Origin of the sequence: Microbacterium fluvii (assembly GCF_025515205.1) — a bacterium.
GTDB lineage: Bacteria > Actinomycetota > Actinomycetes > Actinomycetales > Microbacteriaceae > Microbacterium > Microbacterium fluvii.
Genome location: NZ_JAOPFX010000001.1, coordinates 770,208 through 787,057, shown reverse-complemented (window position 1 = coordinate 787,057; position 16,850 = coordinate 770,208). Strand labels below are relative to the sequence as shown.

General features: G+C 72.2%; 16 protein-coding genes. 6 read left to right on the top strand and 10 right to left on the bottom strand.

Features of this window, described 5'->3' with window-relative positions:
- Positions 1-53 precede the first annotated feature (53 nt).
- From OAW74_RS03530 to OAW74_RS03515, 4 genes are read right to left on the bottom strand one after another with little or no spacing between them, the layout of a single operon-like run.
- Positions 54-737: an ABC transporter ATP-binding protein gene (locus tag OAW74_RS03530; protein WP_262872953.1), complete on the bottom strand. Its 684-nt coding sequence runs from the start codon at positions 735-737 to the stop codon at positions 54-56.
- The gene (locus tag OAW74_RS03525) at positions 730-1,686 is read right to left on the bottom strand and encodes an ABC transporter ATP-binding protein (protein ID WP_262872952.1); all 957 of its coding nucleotides are present in this window, start codon (positions 1,684-1,686) and stop codon (positions 730-732) included. The genes OAW74_RS03530 and OAW74_RS03525 overlap by 8 nt, the downstream gene beginning before the upstream one ends.
- Positions 1,686-4,445 (bottom strand): FtsX-like permease family protein, encoded by a 2,760-nt coding sequence (locus tag OAW74_RS03520; RefSeq protein ID WP_262872951.1) that lies wholly within the window; start codon positions 4,443-4,445, stop codon positions 1,686-1,688. The genes OAW74_RS03525 and OAW74_RS03520 overlap by 1 nt, the downstream gene beginning before the upstream one ends.
- Positions 4,442-7,120, bottom strand: coding sequence for a hypothetical protein (locus tag OAW74_RS03515; RefSeq protein ID WP_262872950.1), 2,679 nt, complete (start codon positions 7,118-7,120; stop codon positions 4,442-4,444). The genes OAW74_RS03520 and OAW74_RS03515 overlap by 4 nt, the downstream gene beginning before the upstream one ends.
- A gap of 123 nt (positions 7,121-7,243) precedes the next feature.
- On the opposite strand from OAW74_RS03515, the gene OAW74_RS03510 reads away from it, so the two are divergent.
- The 3 genes from OAW74_RS03510 (at position 7,244) to OAW74_RS03500 (ending at position 9,479) form a co-directional block, all read left to right on the top strand.
- Positions 7,244-8,137: a hypothetical protein gene (locus OAW74_RS03510; RefSeq protein WP_262872949.1), complete on the top strand. Its 894-nt coding sequence runs from the start codon at positions 7,244-7,246 to the stop codon at positions 8,135-8,137.
- A gap of 9 nt (positions 8,138-8,146) precedes the next feature.
- Positions 8,147-9,172, top strand: a complete 1,026-nt coding sequence (locus OAW74_RS03505) for an FUSC family protein (RefSeq protein ID WP_262872948.1) — start codon at positions 8,147-8,149, stop codon at positions 9,170-9,172.
- 127 nt (positions 9,173-9,299) lie between these two features.
- Positions 9,300-9,479 (top strand): DUF2510 domain-containing protein, encoded by a 180-nt coding sequence (locus OAW74_RS03500; RefSeq protein WP_262872947.1) that lies wholly within the window; start codon positions 9,300-9,302, stop codon positions 9,477-9,479.
- A 4-nt stretch (positions 9,480-9,483) separates the two neighbouring features.
- Here the strand turns inward: OAW74_RS03500 and OAW74_RS03495 are convergent, their stop codons facing one another.
- From OAW74_RS03495 to OAW74_RS03485, 3 genes are read right to left on the bottom strand one after another with little or no spacing between them, the layout of a single operon-like run.
- Positions 9,484-9,981 (bottom strand): bifunctional nuclease family protein, encoded by a 498-nt coding sequence (locus tag OAW74_RS03495; protein ID WP_262872946.1) that lies wholly within the window; start codon positions 9,979-9,981, stop codon positions 9,484-9,486.
- Positions 9,982-10,035: 54 nt separating this feature from the next.
- Positions 10,036-10,407: a DUF3054 domain-containing protein gene (locus tag OAW74_RS03490; RefSeq protein WP_262872945.1), complete on the bottom strand. Its 372-nt coding sequence runs from the start codon at positions 10,405-10,407 to the stop codon at positions 10,036-10,038.
- Positions 10,404-11,138, bottom strand: a complete 735-nt coding sequence (locus tag OAW74_RS03485) for a sulfurtransferase (RefSeq protein WP_262872944.1) — start codon at positions 11,136-11,138, stop codon at positions 10,404-10,406. Before OAW74_RS03485 ends, OAW74_RS03490 begins: the two co-directional genes overlap by 4 nt.
- A 71-nt stretch (positions 11,139-11,209) precedes the next feature.
- Here OAW74_RS03485 and OAW74_RS03480 point away from each other — a divergent pair, with 71 nt between their 5' ends.
- Positions 11,210-12,238 carry an LLM class flavin-dependent oxidoreductase gene (locus OAW74_RS03480; RefSeq protein WP_262872943.1) on the top strand — a complete coding sequence of 343 codons (1,029 nt, stop codon included), beginning with the start codon at positions 11,210-11,212 and terminating at the stop codon, positions 12,236-12,238.
- Between the two features lie 13 nt (positions 12,239-12,251).
- On the opposite strand, the gene OAW74_RS03475 is transcribed toward OAW74_RS03480, so the two are convergent.
- Positions 12,252-12,617 carry a DoxX family protein gene (locus OAW74_RS03475; RefSeq protein ID WP_262872942.1) on the bottom strand — a complete coding sequence of 122 codons (366 nt, stop codon included), beginning with the start codon at positions 12,615-12,617 and terminating at the stop codon, positions 12,252-12,254.
- A gap of 102 nt (positions 12,618-12,719) precedes the next feature.
- On the opposite strand from OAW74_RS03475, the gene OAW74_RS03470 reads away from it, so the two are divergent.
- Positions 12,720-13,127, top strand: coding sequence for a winged helix-turn-helix transcriptional regulator (locus OAW74_RS03470; RefSeq protein ID WP_262872941.1), 408 nt, complete (start codon positions 12,720-12,722; stop codon positions 13,125-13,127).
- A gap of 1 nt (position 13,128) precedes the next feature.
- Here OAW74_RS03470 and OAW74_RS03465 read toward each other — a convergent pair whose 3' ends face one another.
- Positions 13,129-15,291, bottom strand: a complete 2,163-nt coding sequence (locus OAW74_RS03465) for a serine hydrolase (protein ID WP_262872940.1) — start codon at positions 15,289-15,291, stop codon at positions 13,129-13,131.
- Between the two features lie 126 nt (positions 15,292-15,417).
- Between OAW74_RS03465 and OAW74_RS03460 the strand changes: the two genes are divergently transcribed.
- A complete protein-coding gene (locus OAW74_RS03460) occupies positions 15,418-16,023 on the top strand; it encodes a helix-turn-helix transcriptional regulator (RefSeq protein WP_262872939.1) in 606 nt (201 codons plus the stop codon).
- Here the strand turns inward: OAW74_RS03460 and fdhD are convergent.
- Positions 15,974-16,849, bottom strand: a complete 876-nt coding sequence (gene fdhD, locus OAW74_RS03455; RefSeq protein ID WP_262872938.1) for a formate dehydrogenase accessory sulfurtransferase FdhD — start codon at positions 16,847-16,849, stop codon at positions 15,974-15,976. The genes OAW74_RS03460 and fdhD overlap by 50 nt on opposite strands.
- Position 16,850 lies beyond the last annotated feature (1 nt).

Here is a 16,850-nt window from a genome sequence, read left to right as displayed (position 1 = left end):
CCCGATACCGTCCTCGCTCCGCGAGATCTCCTCGCCTCGGGCGAGGAAGAAGATCAGGATGCGGCGCGCAGCACCCCGTCGTGAAGCTCCAGCACACGATCGGCACGTGCACGCACCGAGGGGTCGTGGGTCGACAGCAGCACCGCGACACCGTCGTCGTGCGCGATCGAGGCGATGAGCTCGATCATGGCTTCGGCGGTGTGCGAGTCGAGCTGACCGGTCGGCTCGTCGGCCAGCAGGATGCGCGCCGATCCGGCCAGGGCCCGCGCGATGCCGACCCGCTGCTGCTGGCCGCCCGACAGCTCCCCCGGGCGCTGCCGCGCGTGGGCGGCGAGCCCCACCCGCTCGAGCAGGTGCGCCACCCGCGCCGAGCGCTCGGCGGGGTCGGCGCCGCGGATACGCAGCGGCAGCTCGACGTTCTCCTCCGCCGAGAGGGCCGCGATCAGGCCGAACGACTGGAAGACGTACCCGACGTCTTCGCGGCGCACCCGGTCGATCTCGCGCTCGGGCGCCGTCGTGAGCTCCACCTCGCCCACCTGCACCGTGCCGGTCGTGGGCTCCTGGATGCCGCCCAGCACGTGCAGCAGCGTCGTCTTGCCGGCACCCGACGGGCCGACCAGCACGACGAACTCGCCGGGGTGCAGTTCGAGCGACGCGTCGGAGAGTGCGTGCACGTCGCCGGCTCGCGTGCGATGGACGACGGACAGACCGGATGCCGTCAGCACGGGTTCAGTCATGGCTCTGCTCCTCCTGGCTCAGGCGCCGCTGCCGGCGGGTCTGCGGCAATCCCGACGGGGGTTCAGCCGCGGCGGGCACCGCACGCGAATCGCCCGGCCACACCCCCACATGGTCGGGGTTGAGCTCGAGTCGCACCCGATCGCGCAGATCGAGCTGGGTCATGTACTCGGTCGGCAGCTGCATGCGTCCCACCTTGTCGAGCACGACGAACTCCTCGGCCATCGCGTGCTCCTGGCCGGTCTCGTCGGTGTGCGTCCAGCGCAGCACCTCGGTCGAGGTGCGCCCGTCGCGGATCTGCACGGTGCGCTGCACGTGCTCAGAGACGGCCGGATCGTGCGTCACGATGAGCGCCGTCGTGCCGAGTTCGCGGTTGACCGCCTCGAAGGTCGACAGCACCTCGGCCGACGCGTGCTCGTCCAGGTCTCCTGTGGGCTCGTCGGCGAGCAGCACCCGCGGTTCGTTGGCGAGGGCGACCGCGATCGCGACGCGCTGCTGCTGCCCGCCCGACAGCTCGGCGGGGCGGCGGCCCGCGGCATCCGCCACGCCGGTCAGCTCCAGGAGCTCCTGCGCGCGGCCGGGATCGCGGCGGCGGTCGCCGCCGATCGCCCTGGCCAGCTGCACGTTCTCGAGCGCCGAGAGGTAGGGCAGCAGGTTGCGCGCCGTCTGCTGCCACACGAAGCCCACCACCTCGCGGCGATAGTCCACGCGCTGGCGCGCAGACAGCGACGGCAGGCTGCGCCCGGCGACGGTCGCCGACCCGGCCGTGGGCAGATCGAGCCCCGACAGGATCGACAGCAGCGTCGACTTGCCCGAGCCGGAGGCGCCCACGAGCGCCACGAGCTCGCCGCGGTCGATCACGAGGTCGAGGCCCTGCAGGGCCTGCACCTCGATGTCGGCCACGGCGAAGATGCGCACCAGCCCCTCGCAGACGATGTCGGGTTCTGTCATCAGTCCTCCTCGGTTCGCAGCACGGTCGCCATCGAGATGGTGCGGGCGCTGACCACCCCGGCGACGACCGCCAGGGCCAGCGCCACCACCACGACGGCGATGAGCACGCCTGTGAGCACGGGGTCGACGGCGAGCGCCGGCTGGCGTCCTCCCCCGGTGAACGGGCGCAGGTCGATCGATGCGACCACCAGCAGCGGCAGCACGGCGCCCAGCACGACGCCGCCCACGAGCGCCGTGATCCCGAGCGGGGCGAACTCCCACGCCACGATGCCTCGACTGCGTCGGCGGTCGAGGCCCAGAGTGCGCAGCAGGGCGATCACGCGCGAGCGCGCGTCCTTCGAGACCCCCGCCACCAGCAGCACCGCGACCACCGAGAGTGCCACGGCCAGCGCCAGCGCCGCGAACAGCACGAACCGCAGCGCCGCGACGGCGGGAGACGCCTGGATCTCGGCGAGCGAGTCGTCGAGGATGCGGATGCTGTGGGTCGTGCCCACCGCTTCGCCGAGCTCGGCGGCCACCGCGGCCGCGTCAGCCCCCTCTGCGAGGTCGACGACGACCGCCCGCGGGTAGAAGCCGGCACCGGTGAGCGTCTCGTAGTCCGCGCGGTCGACCAGCACGACCTCGTCGGGCTGGGTGAAGCCCAGCACCCTGTCGAAGGCGGCCCCCACCTCCACCGGCGTGCCGACCACCGTCGTGTCGCCGCGGCCGATCTCCTCGAGCGCCGCGGCCGACAGCCCGACCTGCACGGGATCGGCGCCCGCGGTGACGGAGCCGGGCGGCACGGCGCCGATCATGCCGGCCTGCACGGCCGTGAAGGCGTCGAGGTCGGTGACGAACGCCTGAGCGCTGACGCGATCGTCCGGACCCGTGACGTCGATGTAGTCGCCGCGCAGGACGCCGGCCGCCTGCACGACGCCGTCGACGCCCCGCATGGCGTCGATCACCTCGTCGGAGAAGTAGGGCCCCGCGACCTGGATGTCGCCGCCGACCTCGCGCTGCGCCGCGGCGACCGCACCCCGGTCGACGGTGGCCAGCACGAGCGACGAGAACACCGCGATCGCCACCGCGACGATCATCGCGAGCACGGCCGTGGTGCCGGCGGCAGGATCGCGCAGGTTGCGGGCCGCACCGACGAGCGACACGACGCCCCGACCGCGGCGGGCCGCGCGTGCGACCGCAGCGATCGGCAGCGGATGCAGCCGCACGAAGATCAGGGCGAGCGCCACGGTGGCCAGCAGGGGCGCGACGATCACGAGCGGGTCGATCGCCTCTCCCGCTCCGACGCCTCCGATCACGAGCTGCCCGACGGCGAGCACGGCGAGCACGATCACGATGATCTCGACCAGCCGCACGGCGCGTCCGCGCACCGGGGCATCGAGGTCGGCCCGCGCCGAGCGCTCCAGAGTGCGCGCCCGCAGAGTGAAGGCGAGTGCGGCTGCCGGCGCGAGCCCCATGGCGATCGCGACGACGGTCGGCACCGGCCCCGCGTCGTGGGAGGTGACGGCCACGCCGGCGACGGCGCCGACGACGGCCGCCGGCACCCCCAGCAGCAGTCCTTCGACCGCGAGCAGCCGTCGCAGCCGCGGCAGCGGCGCCCCCCGCGCCGACATCAGCGCCAGATCGGCGCGCCGGCGCCGGATGATGAGCGCCGAGGCGAGCACGACGAGGGCCACGCTCACCGCGAGCGGCCCGACGGCGGCGACGGCGAGGATCGCCGAGGCAGAGGCCGAGCGCGCCAGCGCCGTCGACAGCTCCGCGACGAGGTCGGACTCGAAGCGCATGCGCAGCTGCCCGGTGGAATCGAGCGCCACCGACGACGCGGTCGCCGCGCGCAGCCCGGCGAGCACGTCGGCGGGCTCTTCGCTCTGCGCGGCCGTGCCGTCGACGGGGTACCACGCGGTCGTCCACGTGCGCGTCATGATTCCCGCAGTCGCCGCCGGCCAGACGTCCGCAGCGATCCACGCGACAGACGTCGCCTGCGGCCGCTGGTTGCCGTCGTCGAAGACGGTCGCCGTCAGCGCCGTCGGCAGATGCAGCCAGCGGTCGGCGGCGGTGTCCACGGCCTGCACGGTGGCGACCAGTTCGTACTCCGGCAGCTCTTCGACGACGCCCTTCGCGGGGCGCGACGCGTCGGCGGCGACTCCGCGTCGCTCGCCGACGGCCCACTGCATGGTCTCGGCCGCCTCGACGCTCAGCACGATCGGAACGACGGCCCGCGCGACCTCCGATCCGCCTGGCAGTTCGGTCTCGACGGCGCCGACCGTCGGCCATTCTCCTTCGACGACCTCGAGGTGCTCCGCTGCGGCGGGCTCCGCCAGCGGCTGGATGTACGAGATCGGCGCATCGGCGGGAAGATCGTCGGGTACGACGGCGAACCGCTCGGCGTATTCGGCGAACTGCGCGGGAGCGGTGAGGGGGCGCAGCGCCGTGTCGAACCCGTCGCGGTTGTCGGCCAGCGCCTGGCCGAGCGCCCCGAAGACCTCCGCCGCACCGGCATCCCAGCCGTCGGCGATGCCGGCGTCGGCGGCCGCGCCGAAGGCCGGGATGCCGATCGTCGAGCCCGTCAGATCGCGCGACGTGGCGGGCACCCCCGCGATCTGGTGCGCCACCTCGTCGCGCACGACCCCCACGAGGGCCCGCGGCGCAGCCGAGATGACGAAGGCGGCCAGCAGCGTCAGCGCGACGATGACCAGCGCCGCGCTGCGCGGGGTGGCGAAGCGGCGCCTGGTGAGGGCGAACAGGCCAGGAGTCGTGCTCATTCGTCCTCCCGCAGCAGGGGCGCGAGCCGCGACGGCACCCGCACGGTCAGCACGACGACGGCCCCGATCGCGACGATGAGCGCGACGGATGCGGCCACCGCACCCCACGGCACGATCAGCTCGACGGGGTAGGCGTCCGGGATGGTTCCGTAGGCGGCGCGCACGAGCGAGGGCACGACGAGCCACGCCGTGAACAGACCGGCGAGCGCCCCCGCCGCAGCGCCGGCCAGCAGCGCGAAGAGATCCTCGCCGGCGCGCAGCCGGGCGGCGCGCCGGCGACCGAGCCCCAGCACCGCGAGCAGGGCGAGCTCGTGCGAGTCGGCGCGGGTGCGCGTGCGGCGCAGCACCAACACGGCGGCGGCGAGCATGAGCGCACCGACGGCGGTGACCGCGAAGGCGACCGTGGTGCCTGCGGCGCTGCTGCCGGCGCGGGGGTCGGCCACGAGCACCACCGGTTCGGGGAAGGCCGCCTGCACGGCGGTGGCCGCGGCATCCGGGTCTGCCGACGAGACCCACACCTGGTTCGCGACGAGCTCGACCGGTGACAGCAGCGACAGCGTGCCGAAGTCGACGACCATTCCTTCGCCTGCGGGGGTGCCGGGCAGCACCGCGACCACCGCCGCCACGACCGCGTCGACGGCGAACCGCGGCTGGTCGATGTCGAGCGAGAGCGCGTCGCCCTCGGCGAGGCCCATCGAGTCGGCCAGAGCCCGGGTGATCACGACCGGCGCGGACGCCGGCGTCTCGGGGGCGAGGGCGCGGGTGGGCTGGCGGTCGCGGTCGTCCGAGACGGCGACGATGCGCACCCCGTCGCCGGCCGCCTCCACCTGACCCGGCGTGCCGGGTGCCGCGGTGAAGCCCGCGAGGTCGACGGTCTGACCACCGCTGGTCGCCGTGATCACCGCTCCCTGCTCAGGGGCGAACCAGTCGTAGGGCTGGGTCGTGATCGCCGCGAGCGACCACTCCCCCTCGCCGAGGTCGAGCTGCTCGGTGACCTCGGCGTGCACGTCCCAGCTGGTCATGGTGCTGCCGTCGTCGTTCTCGACCGTCGTCATGTCGGCCGTGCCGAAGGCGAACCAGTGCAGCTCCCCGTCGGCATCGGCCACGGCCACACGCACGTCCAGCGGGTACGGCTGCGCGAGTGCGCCCGTGTCGTCGACCAGCATCTGCTGCGGCTCCGACTCCACGGTGAGAGTGAGGTCGGCACCCGTTAGCGGGATGCCGAGATGAGCGGGCGCGACGGCGTCGGAGATCGCCACCGGATCGATCGCTCCGCCGGCGTCGAGCATGACGTCGCCCAGCTGCGCCGCCTGCGCGGCGATGAGCGGGATGCGGCTGTCGGATCCCCTCACGACGAGCGACCGGGCGGGCATCGCGGCGTCCTTCGGCTCGGCGGCCGCCGCGACGTCGGCGGCCCCCACATCGTCGGGGATCGTCGTGATCCGCACGTCCGCCCCGACCCGCAGCGCCTCCGGCGCGTCTCCCAGGTGCGCCACGCCTGCGGCGTACGAGACGGCCACCAGCGAAGAGCCCACCGCGAGCGCGACGAGCGTGATCGGCAGGGCGTGCCGCGCGGGGCGCCTGCTGCCCAGTCGCAGCGGCGTGATCGGCGTCACGCCGCGCGTCGTGCGAAGGCCGGCCGAGATCAGCCGGGCGATCGGGGTCGTCATCAGCACCGCCACCAGCGCCGCGAGCAGCAGCACGAGCGCCGGCGCCAGAGCGACGAGCGGGTCGATGACCCCGGCGGAGTCCACCGGCGTGCCGGCCTCGGCGAACCGCCAGGCGGCGAGCACCGTGACGACTCCGAGCACGACCGCGACGCTCACGAGCGTGGCGGTCTCGGCCCGTGTCGAGCGGCGGTCGGCGCTGCGACCGGTGGCCACGGCGGCGCTGACCGCCGCCACCAGCGCGAGCGCACCGGCTGTCGCGAGGGCGATCAGCGGCGGAGCGGCGACGACCGTCAGCACGCCGCCGAGCGCCGCGGGGATCGCGGTCGCCAGCCCCGCCCCGACCAGACCGCCCACGCCGGCCACGACGACGGCCTCGGCGCCGGCCAGCGCCGCCAGCGCGCGCGTGCGTGCGCCGCGGGCACGCAGCAGCAGCGTCTCGGCATGCCGGGCCCGCACGGGCTCGACGGCCACCGCGCCCATCACGACCGACACCAGCAGCGCCAGCATCCCGATCGCCACGAGCGTCGGCCCTCGGCGCACGCGCACGCTCTCGGCGATCGAGTCGAGTGCCGAGCCGAGGCCGCCGTCGACCTGCACGCGCGCGTCGGTGACGTCATCGACGGCGCTCTTGAGCTCGCCGAGCGCATCGCCGAGCCCGGAGAGGTCGTCTGCCGTGATCGCCCCGACATCGGGGGCGACCACGATGCCGTCGCCCTCGACTGTCGCCGTGACGGCATTCTCGACGCCGTGCTGCGCGAGCACGCCGCGCACGGCGTCGAGCACGGCCGCGGTGGGCTCGCCCTCTTCGGTCGACACGACCACTCGGCCGCGGTCGGCCGACAGGGCGGAGACGGCGGTGCGCACCTCGCGCGCCTCGAGCGATCGCACGCTCGCTGCGGCGCCGACCGTCAGCGCCGCGGCGAGCGTGGAGACCACGGTGAGCGCGAGCAGTGCAGGCAGGGCGGCACGTGCGCGGGCGAGCGCGAACCGGGGCCCTCCGATCACACACCGCTCCTTCGCATGGCCTCCACCCTAGGTGACAGCGCGCGCCGCCCCGTGCCGATGCCGCCCCGCGCGCGAGGACCATGTCAGAATGACCACGCGCGACACACCTGGGGAGGAGCGCTCATGCCGCTGGGGCTGCCCACCGCCGACGAGGCGCGTCATCGTGGTGCACGCCTGGGTGAAGAGCACGCGACGATCTGGGACCCGGACGAAGTCGTCGTGCAGCGCATCTCCGATGACCTCACGGCGTGGCTGCGCGCTCACGCGGTGCGCCGCTCCAACGCACAGCGCCTGTGGATCGCGGTCATGGTCGTGTGCATCGTGGTCGCCCTCGCCGGGATCGCCGCCGTGGGCCTGTGGATGTGGCTGCCCGACGCGGGTGTCGCGCTTCCCGTTCTCTCGGCCCAGACGCTGGCGATCGCCGCGGTGACGTGGCTGGTCGCCGTGCTCGGCGTCGTGATCGCCATCATCGGCAATGCCATCAGCCGCACCATCGCAGCCCGCAGGCGCATCTCGCTCCTCGCCGACCATCACGCCCTGGCTCTTCGCGAGGCGCTGCTGCGGGTCGACAACCGCCGCATCGCCGCCCGCACCTTCGGCAACCTGCCGCCCGCGCCGGGCCCGCAGACCTACGGCATCTCCGAGCGCGGCGCCGTCGAACTCGCCTCGGCATGGCTGCGCCACCTCGGCTTCGCGCCCGCGATCAGCCCCGTGCGCGTCGACGGCATCGACATCCGGTTCGGCCCCTGCCTGGCGCGGGTGACCGGCCGCGACGAAGACGCCGCCGCATCCGTGCGAGAACTCGCCGGCGCGGTCGCCGCCCACCCGCACGCCCGAGGCATCGCCTTCTTCACCTCCGCGCCCGGCGAGGGGGTCACCCTCTTCGCCGACCGTGCAGGGATCGCGGTGCTCGTGATGGATGCGGTGGCAGGATCCCTGCACGGCGCGAACCTGGAAGGGCGCGAGGTGATGAAGGCCGCGCGGCGCAGCCCCGCCCAGGCGGTCACCGCGCCGTAGCGTGGATACATGCGCATGACCTCGGCGCTGCGCGCGCCCGCCCGCACCCCGCTGCTGCAAGTGGCGAAGTCGATCATCGCCACCGCGGCGGCGTGGATCGTCGCCGGCTGGATCGTCGGCGGTGCGCCGCCCGTGTTCGCGGCCATCGCGGCGCTGCTGGTGGTGCAGCCCAGTGTCAACCAGTCGCTCGCGAAGGCCGTCGAGCGCAGCGTCGGCGTCATCGTCGGCGTCGCGATCGCCTCGGGCCTTGGCCTGGTCTTCGGCGACGCGTCGTGGGTCGTGCTGGTCGCGCTGGCACTCGCGCTACTGATGGCATGGGCGCTGCGGATGACGCCGGGAACGTCGAATCAAGTGGCCATCAGTGCGCTGCTGGTGCTCGTGCTCGGCACCTCCACCCCCGGCTACGCGCTCGACCGCATCCTCGAGACCCTGATCGGGGCGGTGATGGGCATCGTCGTGAACGCCGTCGTCGTTCCGCCGGTGCAGCTGGCCCCTGCCCGTCAGCGCACCGGTGTGCTCGGCCGGGAGCTCGCGGCATCGCTCGACCGCCTCGCGATCGCCCTGAAGAGCGAGCAGTCCCCCGCACAGCTCGAAGAACTCATGCTGCAGGCGCGACTCATGCGGCCGATGCGGGACGGCGCCGAGCAGGCGATCTCGGCCGCTGAGGAGTCGCTCACCCTCAATCCGCGCGGCGGCAGCCGCCGCGCGGAGCTGCACGCGCTGCGCGCGGCGGTGGAGCGGCTGTCGCCCGTGGTGACCCAGGTGATCGGCATGACGCGCGCCGTCTACGACCGGTACGAGCCGGGTCTTGCGGCAGAGCCCTCGGTGCGGGCGATCGCCGAGCAGCTGCACCGCGCGGCGCACGACGTGCGGCGGCACACGGGCGGCGCCGCCCCCGAGCCCGCCCTCGACACGGCCCCCGTCCCCGCCCTCACGACGCCGCTGCAGGTGCTGCGCCCTCCCGCACAGTGGGTGCTGGTGGGGTCGCTGCTGGAAGACCTGCGACGGGTGCACGAAGAGATGCAGCAGAAGTGACTTGCGCACGGTGGCGCAGGTACCGATAGAGTCTGTCCACCACCGCGGATCGGGGAACGCGGCGCCGGGCGATATGGGGAGCACGGCGACGGTCGACAAGACAGCGTTCACTCATCTGGGGAGAGGTATGAGCGGTACGTGGAGTACGCCCGCGGCGTGGCCGGCGGGTTGGTATCAGGACGCGCAGGATGCTGGGGCATTGCGCTACTGGGACGGGCAGGACTGGACGATGCACACGGCGCCGGCGGTGGGTGCGTTCCCCGGTGCGGCCCTGCCGGAGCTGCCGGACTTCGATCTGGCGAGCTGACCCGTCAGCCGTTGAAGTCCTCGGGTTCGACGTCGTCGAGGAACTCCTTGAACTCGCTCATGCTGTTCGCGGCCTCCTCGCCGGCGTCGGTGAGCACGTCGGGAACCCCGGCTTCGTCGAGCACGGCCTGTGCCACGTGGAGGGGCGCACCGACGCGGGCGGCGAGGGCGACGGCATCCGACGGTCGCGAGTCGATGGCCACGACGCCGTCGGCGGTGCGCACGGTCAGCTCGGCGTAGAACGTGCCGTCGTCGATGCGAGTGACCTCGGCGCGGATCAGCTCCGCGCCGAGCGAATCGAGCATCGATCGCATGAGGTCGTGCGCGAGCGGGCGCGGAACCTCGGCGCCCTCGATCGCGACGAGGATCGAGGTCGACTCGAGCTGGCCGATCCAGATCGGCAGCACGCGGCCCTCGCCGGGGATCTCGTCGACGGGCTTGAGCAGCACGACGTGCTGGCCGGTCTGGTCGAGTGCGACCCCGGCAACGCGCACCTGCACCATGGCGACTCCCCTCGTGGGCGTCTGTCCATGGTAGGCACGGAACGCGCCTCGCGGTCAGTGGGCGGCGCGGCCCTCGCTGCGCCGCGAGACGATGAGGCGCGCGACGGCCCGCCAGCCGATCAGGAACAGCGCCAGCACGACGGCGGCGACGATGACGAAGGCGACCTGCACGCCCTGGCCAGAGACGGCGCGCAGCAGCATGCCGCCGACGAGGGTCGCCGCCCAGACACCGAGCCCTGTGCGAAGCAGCGCGACGGGGGCGCGCCACGCGAACGTGAGGAGCCAGCCGACCACAAGACCGGCGAGGAACGGCCACGCGGTGACCCAGAGCCCGTCGAACACCCCCTCGCCGTGACTGGCGCGACCGATCGCGGCGAAGACCACGACGAGCACCGCGTCGAGCCCGAGCGCTGCGTGCCACTTCATGCGCGCGCCGCCAGGTCGGCGCCCAGCGCCTCGCGCTCGTCGAAGACGAAGCAGTCGCCGGTGAAGTGCGCGCCGCCGACCTGCTCGAAGTATCCCAGGATGCCGCCGTCGAGCTGCCAGGCCTGCACACCCTGCTCGCGCAGATGCAGCGCCGCCTTCTCGCAGCGGATGCCGCCGGTGCAGAAGCTGACCACCGTCTTGTCATCGAGCTGCGCACGGTGGTCGCGAGCGGCCTGCGGAAACTCGGTGAACCGCTCGATGCGCCAGTCCAGCGCACCGTCGAACGTGCCGTAGTCGACCTCGAAGGCGTTGCGGGTGTCGAGCAGCACGACCTCGCGCCCCTCGTCGTCCCGACCGGTGTCGAGCCAGCGCCGGAGCGTCGCGGGACTCACCGCCGGCGCGCGGCCGGCAGCGGGCCGGATCTGAGGGTGGTCCATGCGGATGATCTCGCGCTTGACCTTCACGAGCATCCGGCCGAACGGCTGCTCCTGCGACCAGCTCTCCTTCGTGGCGAGTGCCGCGAAGCGCGCATCGGCGCGCAGGTCGTCGACGAAGCCGCGCAGCGCGGACGGGTCACCCGCGAGAAAGAGGTTGATCCCCTCCTCGGCGAGGATGATGGTGCCCTTGAGTCCGCCGGCGAGGGCGCGCTCGCGCAGCGGCGTGCGCAGCGCCGCGGGGTCGTCGACCCTCGTGAACAGGTAGGCGGCGACATTGAGCACGGACTCGAACACGCCCTCCAGACTACGGCGGCGCAGCATCCATGCAGAGGAATGGATGCTGCCGCCGCGGCGTTGCACCGGGCATGCGACGCTTCGGAACACTCTCGTTCGGACACTACGGCCCCCTCGGCGGCGGCAGGCAGCTGACGGCCGGTGACTCGATGCGCCAGGCGATCGACCTGGCGCAGGGCATGGACGACCTCGGCGCGAACGGCATCTACTTCCGCGTGCACCACTTCGCCAGGCAGCAGTCGTCGCCGATGCCGCTGCTGGCGGCCATCGCCGCCACGACCGAGCGCATCGAGATGGGCACGGGCGTCATCGACATGCGCTACGAGAACCCGCTGTATCTCGCGGAGGAGGCCGCCGCGGTCGACCTCATCAGCGAGGGACGGCTCGCCCTGGGCGTGAGCCGTGGCTCACCCGAGACGGTCGTGCGCGGCTACGAGGCCTTCGGCTACACCGGCGCAGAGGATGTGCGCGGAGCCGACCTCGCCCGCGAGCACTTCGATCTGTTCCTGCGTGCGATCGACGGCGAGGGCCTCGCCGACGGCGACCCGAACAGCCCCTTCGGGGGCGTGAGCGGCAGGGCGCGCGTCGAGCCGCAGTCGCCCGGCCTGCGCTCGCGGGTGTGGTGGGGCGCCGGCACCCGTGAGACGGCGGAGTGGGCAGGTCGCACGGGCGTCAACCTGATGTCGTCGACCCTGCTCACCGAAGCCGACGGCCGCCCGTTCGACATCCTGCAGGCGGAGCAGCTCGACGCGTTCCGGGCGGCCTGGCGCGAGGCCGGGCACGCGGGCGAGCCGCGCACCTCGGTGAGCCGGTCGATCTTCCCGATCGTGACCGCCGAAGACGCCATGTACTTCGGCCGCAGCGGCGAGGGCGACGGCATCGGCTACATCGACGGCTTCCGCTCGACGTTCGGCAAGACCTACGCCGCCGAGCCCGACGTTCTCGTCGAGCAGCTGCTGCAGGACGCCGCCGTCATGTCGGCCGACACGCTCATGCTCACCATCCCGAGCCAGTTGGGCGTGGAGTTCAACCTGCGCCTGGTCGAGTCGTTCTCGACCCACGTCGCTCCCGCCCTCGGATGGCAGAGCACGCGGGGCTGAGCCGGGCGTCTGGTCACACCAGCGCGACGAAGCCCAGCACGGCGCTCACGATCGACAGCACGCCGAGCACGAGCGACGGCGCGAACGACTCGGAGCGGCGCACGTGCACGACGACGGCGCCGGCCATCACGATCGCGAGACCGACGGCGGCCAGCGGAGCGAGGATCGGGAGGATGCCGGTGGCCAGCGGCAGGATCAGGCCGAGCCCGCCGACCACTTCGAGCAGGCCGATGGCCTTGACGCTGCCGGCGGCATAGTCGTCGGTCCACGCCATTCCGGCGGCGGCGAGCTGCTCCTTGGGTCGCACGGCCTTCATGAAGCCGGCGGCGATGAAAGCCAGCGCGAGCAGGGCGTTGACGATCCAGAGGGCGATGATCATTATGGTTCTTTCCGGTGGGGTCGGTTACTGTTGAGTACTGACCCAATGATGAGTGACCGAGACGGGTCGTGCAAAAGGCACATCCGGGTAACCGAGGCACAGATGACGGCAGTGGATCCCTCCGCGCCCAAGAGCGCCTACGACCGGTCGTGCGCGGCGACGGCCTCCGGCGGCACCGACGGGCGCGCCATCCGCGATGTGCTCGACCGCATCGGCGACAAGTGGTCGCTGCTGGTGATCGGCACGCTGCGCGACGAGCGGCTGCGGTTCAGCGAACTGCAGCGGCACATCCCCGGCATCTCGCAGCGGATGCTGACCCTCACCCTGCGCCAGCTCGAGCGCGATGGGCTCATCACACGCACCGTGCACGCGGAGGTCCCGCCCAGAGTCGAGTACGAGCTGACAGAGCTGGGTGCGACCCTGATCGAGGTCGCGACGGCACTCGCGGAGTGGGCGATCGCCCGGCATCCGCTCATCGAGCAGTCGCGCGCCGCCTACGACGCGCGCTGACTCACCGGTTCTTGAGGGCCCCGGAGTCCACCCACACGAGCTTCGAGCCGTAGTAGAGCTTGTACCACTTGCGTCGCGAGTCGGTGATCTCGACGTACTTGCCCTTGGGGATCGTGCCGACGACCTTTCCGGCAGCGCTCGAGCGCATCGAGATCGACTTCGTGGTCACCATCTGCTTCGCGGGGTACACCTTGGCGTCGCCGAAAGATCCGTTGAAGTAGGTGTAGACGGTGCGGCTGATCGCGGCGAGGTCGGCCTTCGACGCATCGTCGTAGCCGATGATCGACAGCACGTAGGTCGAGCGCTTGCCGTAGACGATCGCGGTGTCGGCCTGCAGCAGTCCCGCCGCGATCCAGAGCGCGCCTGGCTTGCTCTGCTGCACGATCCCCGCTGGGATGCCCGAGGGGATGCGCGTGCGCCAGATCTGGTCGCCCATCAGATCGAGGAGGAAGTCGGTGCGCGACGCATCGAGCAGGTCGCCCTCCCTCAGCTTCTTCATGAAGCGCACGAGGTCGTTCGTGGTCGTGCGGTTGCCCGCGTACAGAACGCTGCCCGTGTCGGCACTCGCCCCGTACTTCGTGCTCGAGAAGCCCGCCTTCTTGATCGCGGAGTTGAGCCTCGAGACGCCGAGCCAGTGGACGATGTCGTCGTGGCAGTAGTTGTCGGAGACATGGATCATGATGCGGATGCAGCTGCGCAGGGAGTATCCGGACGAGAGGATCACCGATGACGTCGTCGTCTTGGCGTCCTGCACCCTCTTGAGGGCCACCCAGGCGGCGTAGAGCTTCATCATGCTGGCGGGCTCGAGCTTCGTGCTGCCCTTCGTGCCGGTCATGACGTTGGTCGCACCGAGCTCGTAGGCGGTGACCGCGTACTTGCCGCCGCGCTGGGCGATCGTCGCGTTGATCGCCGATTGCAGCGACGACTTCGCCTTCGCGTTCTGCTCAGAGCACGGCGTGTTCGAGGCGACCGCCGATGTCAGCCAGTACGTCGTGCCCAGGGGCAGCACCGTGGCGCCCTGCGCGGAGATCTGACCGCTGAGCCCGCTCGGCACGCACGCGTAGGTCGAATAGGCGAGCATCTGCGACGTCGCTCCGGCCAGAGCGGCGCCCAGCGCCGCGTCGATCCTGCTCTTGGGGTTGACGATCACGGCGCGGTCCACTCCCGCGGGGTAGGTGGCCGATGCCGAGGTCGACAGGGCGTAGATGTCGCCCTCCGCCCTCCGCGACACCGTGAAGCCCGCATCCCGCAGCGACCTGATGTAGCCGCTGCTGACACTCGTGGCGCCGCCGAAGACGATGATCTTCGACGCCCCCGTGCGTTTCAGCGCGGCGATCGTGCGGGAACCGGCCGACGATGCCGTGCCGTCGACCATGAGGGCGGCGCGGTTCTTGGCCGCAGCCGCCGCCACCACGACGGGATAGGCCAGCAGGCTGCTGCCGGTCAGGTAGACGATCCCCACGTCATGCGACAGCCGCGAGAGCACCTCGCGGGCGCCCGTGTACCGCGAGTCGACGACCAGCTTCTCGACGGTGCCGAGCCGACCGAGCGCGGTGTACACCGAGCTCGAGACCTTGCCGGCGGAGGCGGCCACGATGATGTCGGTCGCGCCGAGTCGCGTGATCTCGGTCGTCACGGCAGAGGGCACCGAGGTGCCCGTGATGAACAGCAGCGGTGCTTCGAGCTCCGCCGCGAGTCCGGATGCCACCGCGGGCGCCACGGCGGCGTCGCCGAGCGAGACGACGACGGTCGATGCGCCGTCGGGGTAAGCGGCTTCCGAGGCCGAGACCGCCCTGGCGGAGATGTCGGCGTCGCCGATCCTCGAGGTCGCGGGCACCACGGCCGACGCCGCGGTGGTCGCGTCGGGAGCGACGGCGCGCGACGAGACGACGGGCGTCGGCGTCTCGGACTCGCTGGAAGTGGGGGTGGGTGTGGGGGCGGGTGTCGATGTCTCATCCGCGGCGGTCGCCGCCGGCGTCGGCGACGGCTGCGGTGCGTTGTCGTCCATCGCCGCTGCACTCGGCGTCGGCGCCGCCGTCGCCTGCTCCTCGTCGCCGATCGCCTGAGCGCTCGCCGCGCTCGGCGCCAGCGCCCCGATCACCAGCACCAACCCGACTGCGATCGCCGTCAGACGTGTCGATGATCGTTCTTCTCCCAGACGCATGCGGCACACCTCTCCGTCTTCGACGGTAACCGCATCCGGTCACACCGTGCACTCAGGTACACTCGCGCCTCACGAACTCCTCATGAAGTCCGGCCGATGGCCCCGCATCCGTGGGATGATCGTCATATGACCCGACTCGCATACAGCGCACTGTCGAGTTACTCGCGTGTGCAGATCATGCGACTCGTGCAAGACCACCCTGGCCGAACGATCACCGACCTGTGCGACGAGACGGGCCTGCACGCCAACACGGTGCGCGAGCACGTGCAGCGCCTCATCGAGGGCGGCTACCTCGTCGCCGAGACCGAGCGCCGCACCACCCGCGGTCGCCCCCGGGTGCTCTACAGCGCCGCGACGGGCGAAGCCGCCGCATCGAGCCCCATCGCGCGCCGCAAGGCGGAGGAGGCCGCGCGCCGCGGCGACCTGATGCGCCGCGTGCTTCCCTGGACGGCCGACGCCGAGCTGCCCTCGGATGCGCTCCACCAGATCGATGCGCTCGTTGAAGACCTCGGCGACGCGGGGTTCGACCCGATCATCGACGAGGGCGCGCTCACCGTCGACCTCTCGCCGTGCCCGCACGCCTCGGCCGACGGCTCGCACCGCGATGTGCTGTGCGCCGTGCATCAGGGACTCATGGAGGGCGTGCTGACGCAGGCGGGCGGACCGCTGCGCATCGCGCAGATCACGACGTCGTGCGATCCGTCGACGTGCGTCGTGATGCTGCGCCGGTGAGCCGTTCGACACCCGCGTAGACGTTCATCGTCTCGCCCCGCAGGAACCCGACGAGGGTGAGTGCGGATGCTGACGCCAGCTCGGCCGCCAGCGATGACGGCGCCGAGACCGCCGCCAGGATCGGGATGCCGGCCATGACGGCCTTCTGCACGAGCTCGAAGCTCGCGCGTCCGCTCACCACGAGCACTTGACCGCGCAGTGGCAGCCGGTCGCCCAGGACCGCCCAGCCCACGACCTTGTCGACGGCGTTGTGGCGCCCGACGTCTTCGCGCACGACGACCGGTTCGCCGGTCGCCGCATCGAACAGCGCCGCGGCATGCAGCCCGCCGGTCTTGTCGAACACCGCCTGAGCCTCGCGGAGGCGATCGGGAAAGGTCGCCAGCAGCGCAGGGTCGAGCACGGTCTCGTCGACGGCGAGGTCGTGACTCGACACCGTCTGCACCGCGTCGATCGACGCCTTGCCGCACAATCCGCACGAGCTGGTCGTGTAGAAGCGGCGGGCGAGGTCGGGATCGGGCGGCGCGACGCCGGGGGCGAGGGTCACATCGAGGATGTTGTAGGTGTTGCCGTCTGCGCCGCCCGTCCCCGGCCCGCCGCAGTGGATCGCCCCGCGGAACTGGCCGCCCTCGGCGATCACGCCCTCCGAGACCAGGAACCCGGCTGCCAGCTCGACGTCATGCCCGGGCGTGCGCATCGTGATCGCCAACGCCGACCCGCCGACGCGGATCTCGAGCGGCTCCTCCACCGCCAGCGTGTCGACCCTCCGCGCCGGCTCGTCGCCCAGGCGGATGCGCACGAGCGGCCGACGGGCGGTCAGGCGTCCCACC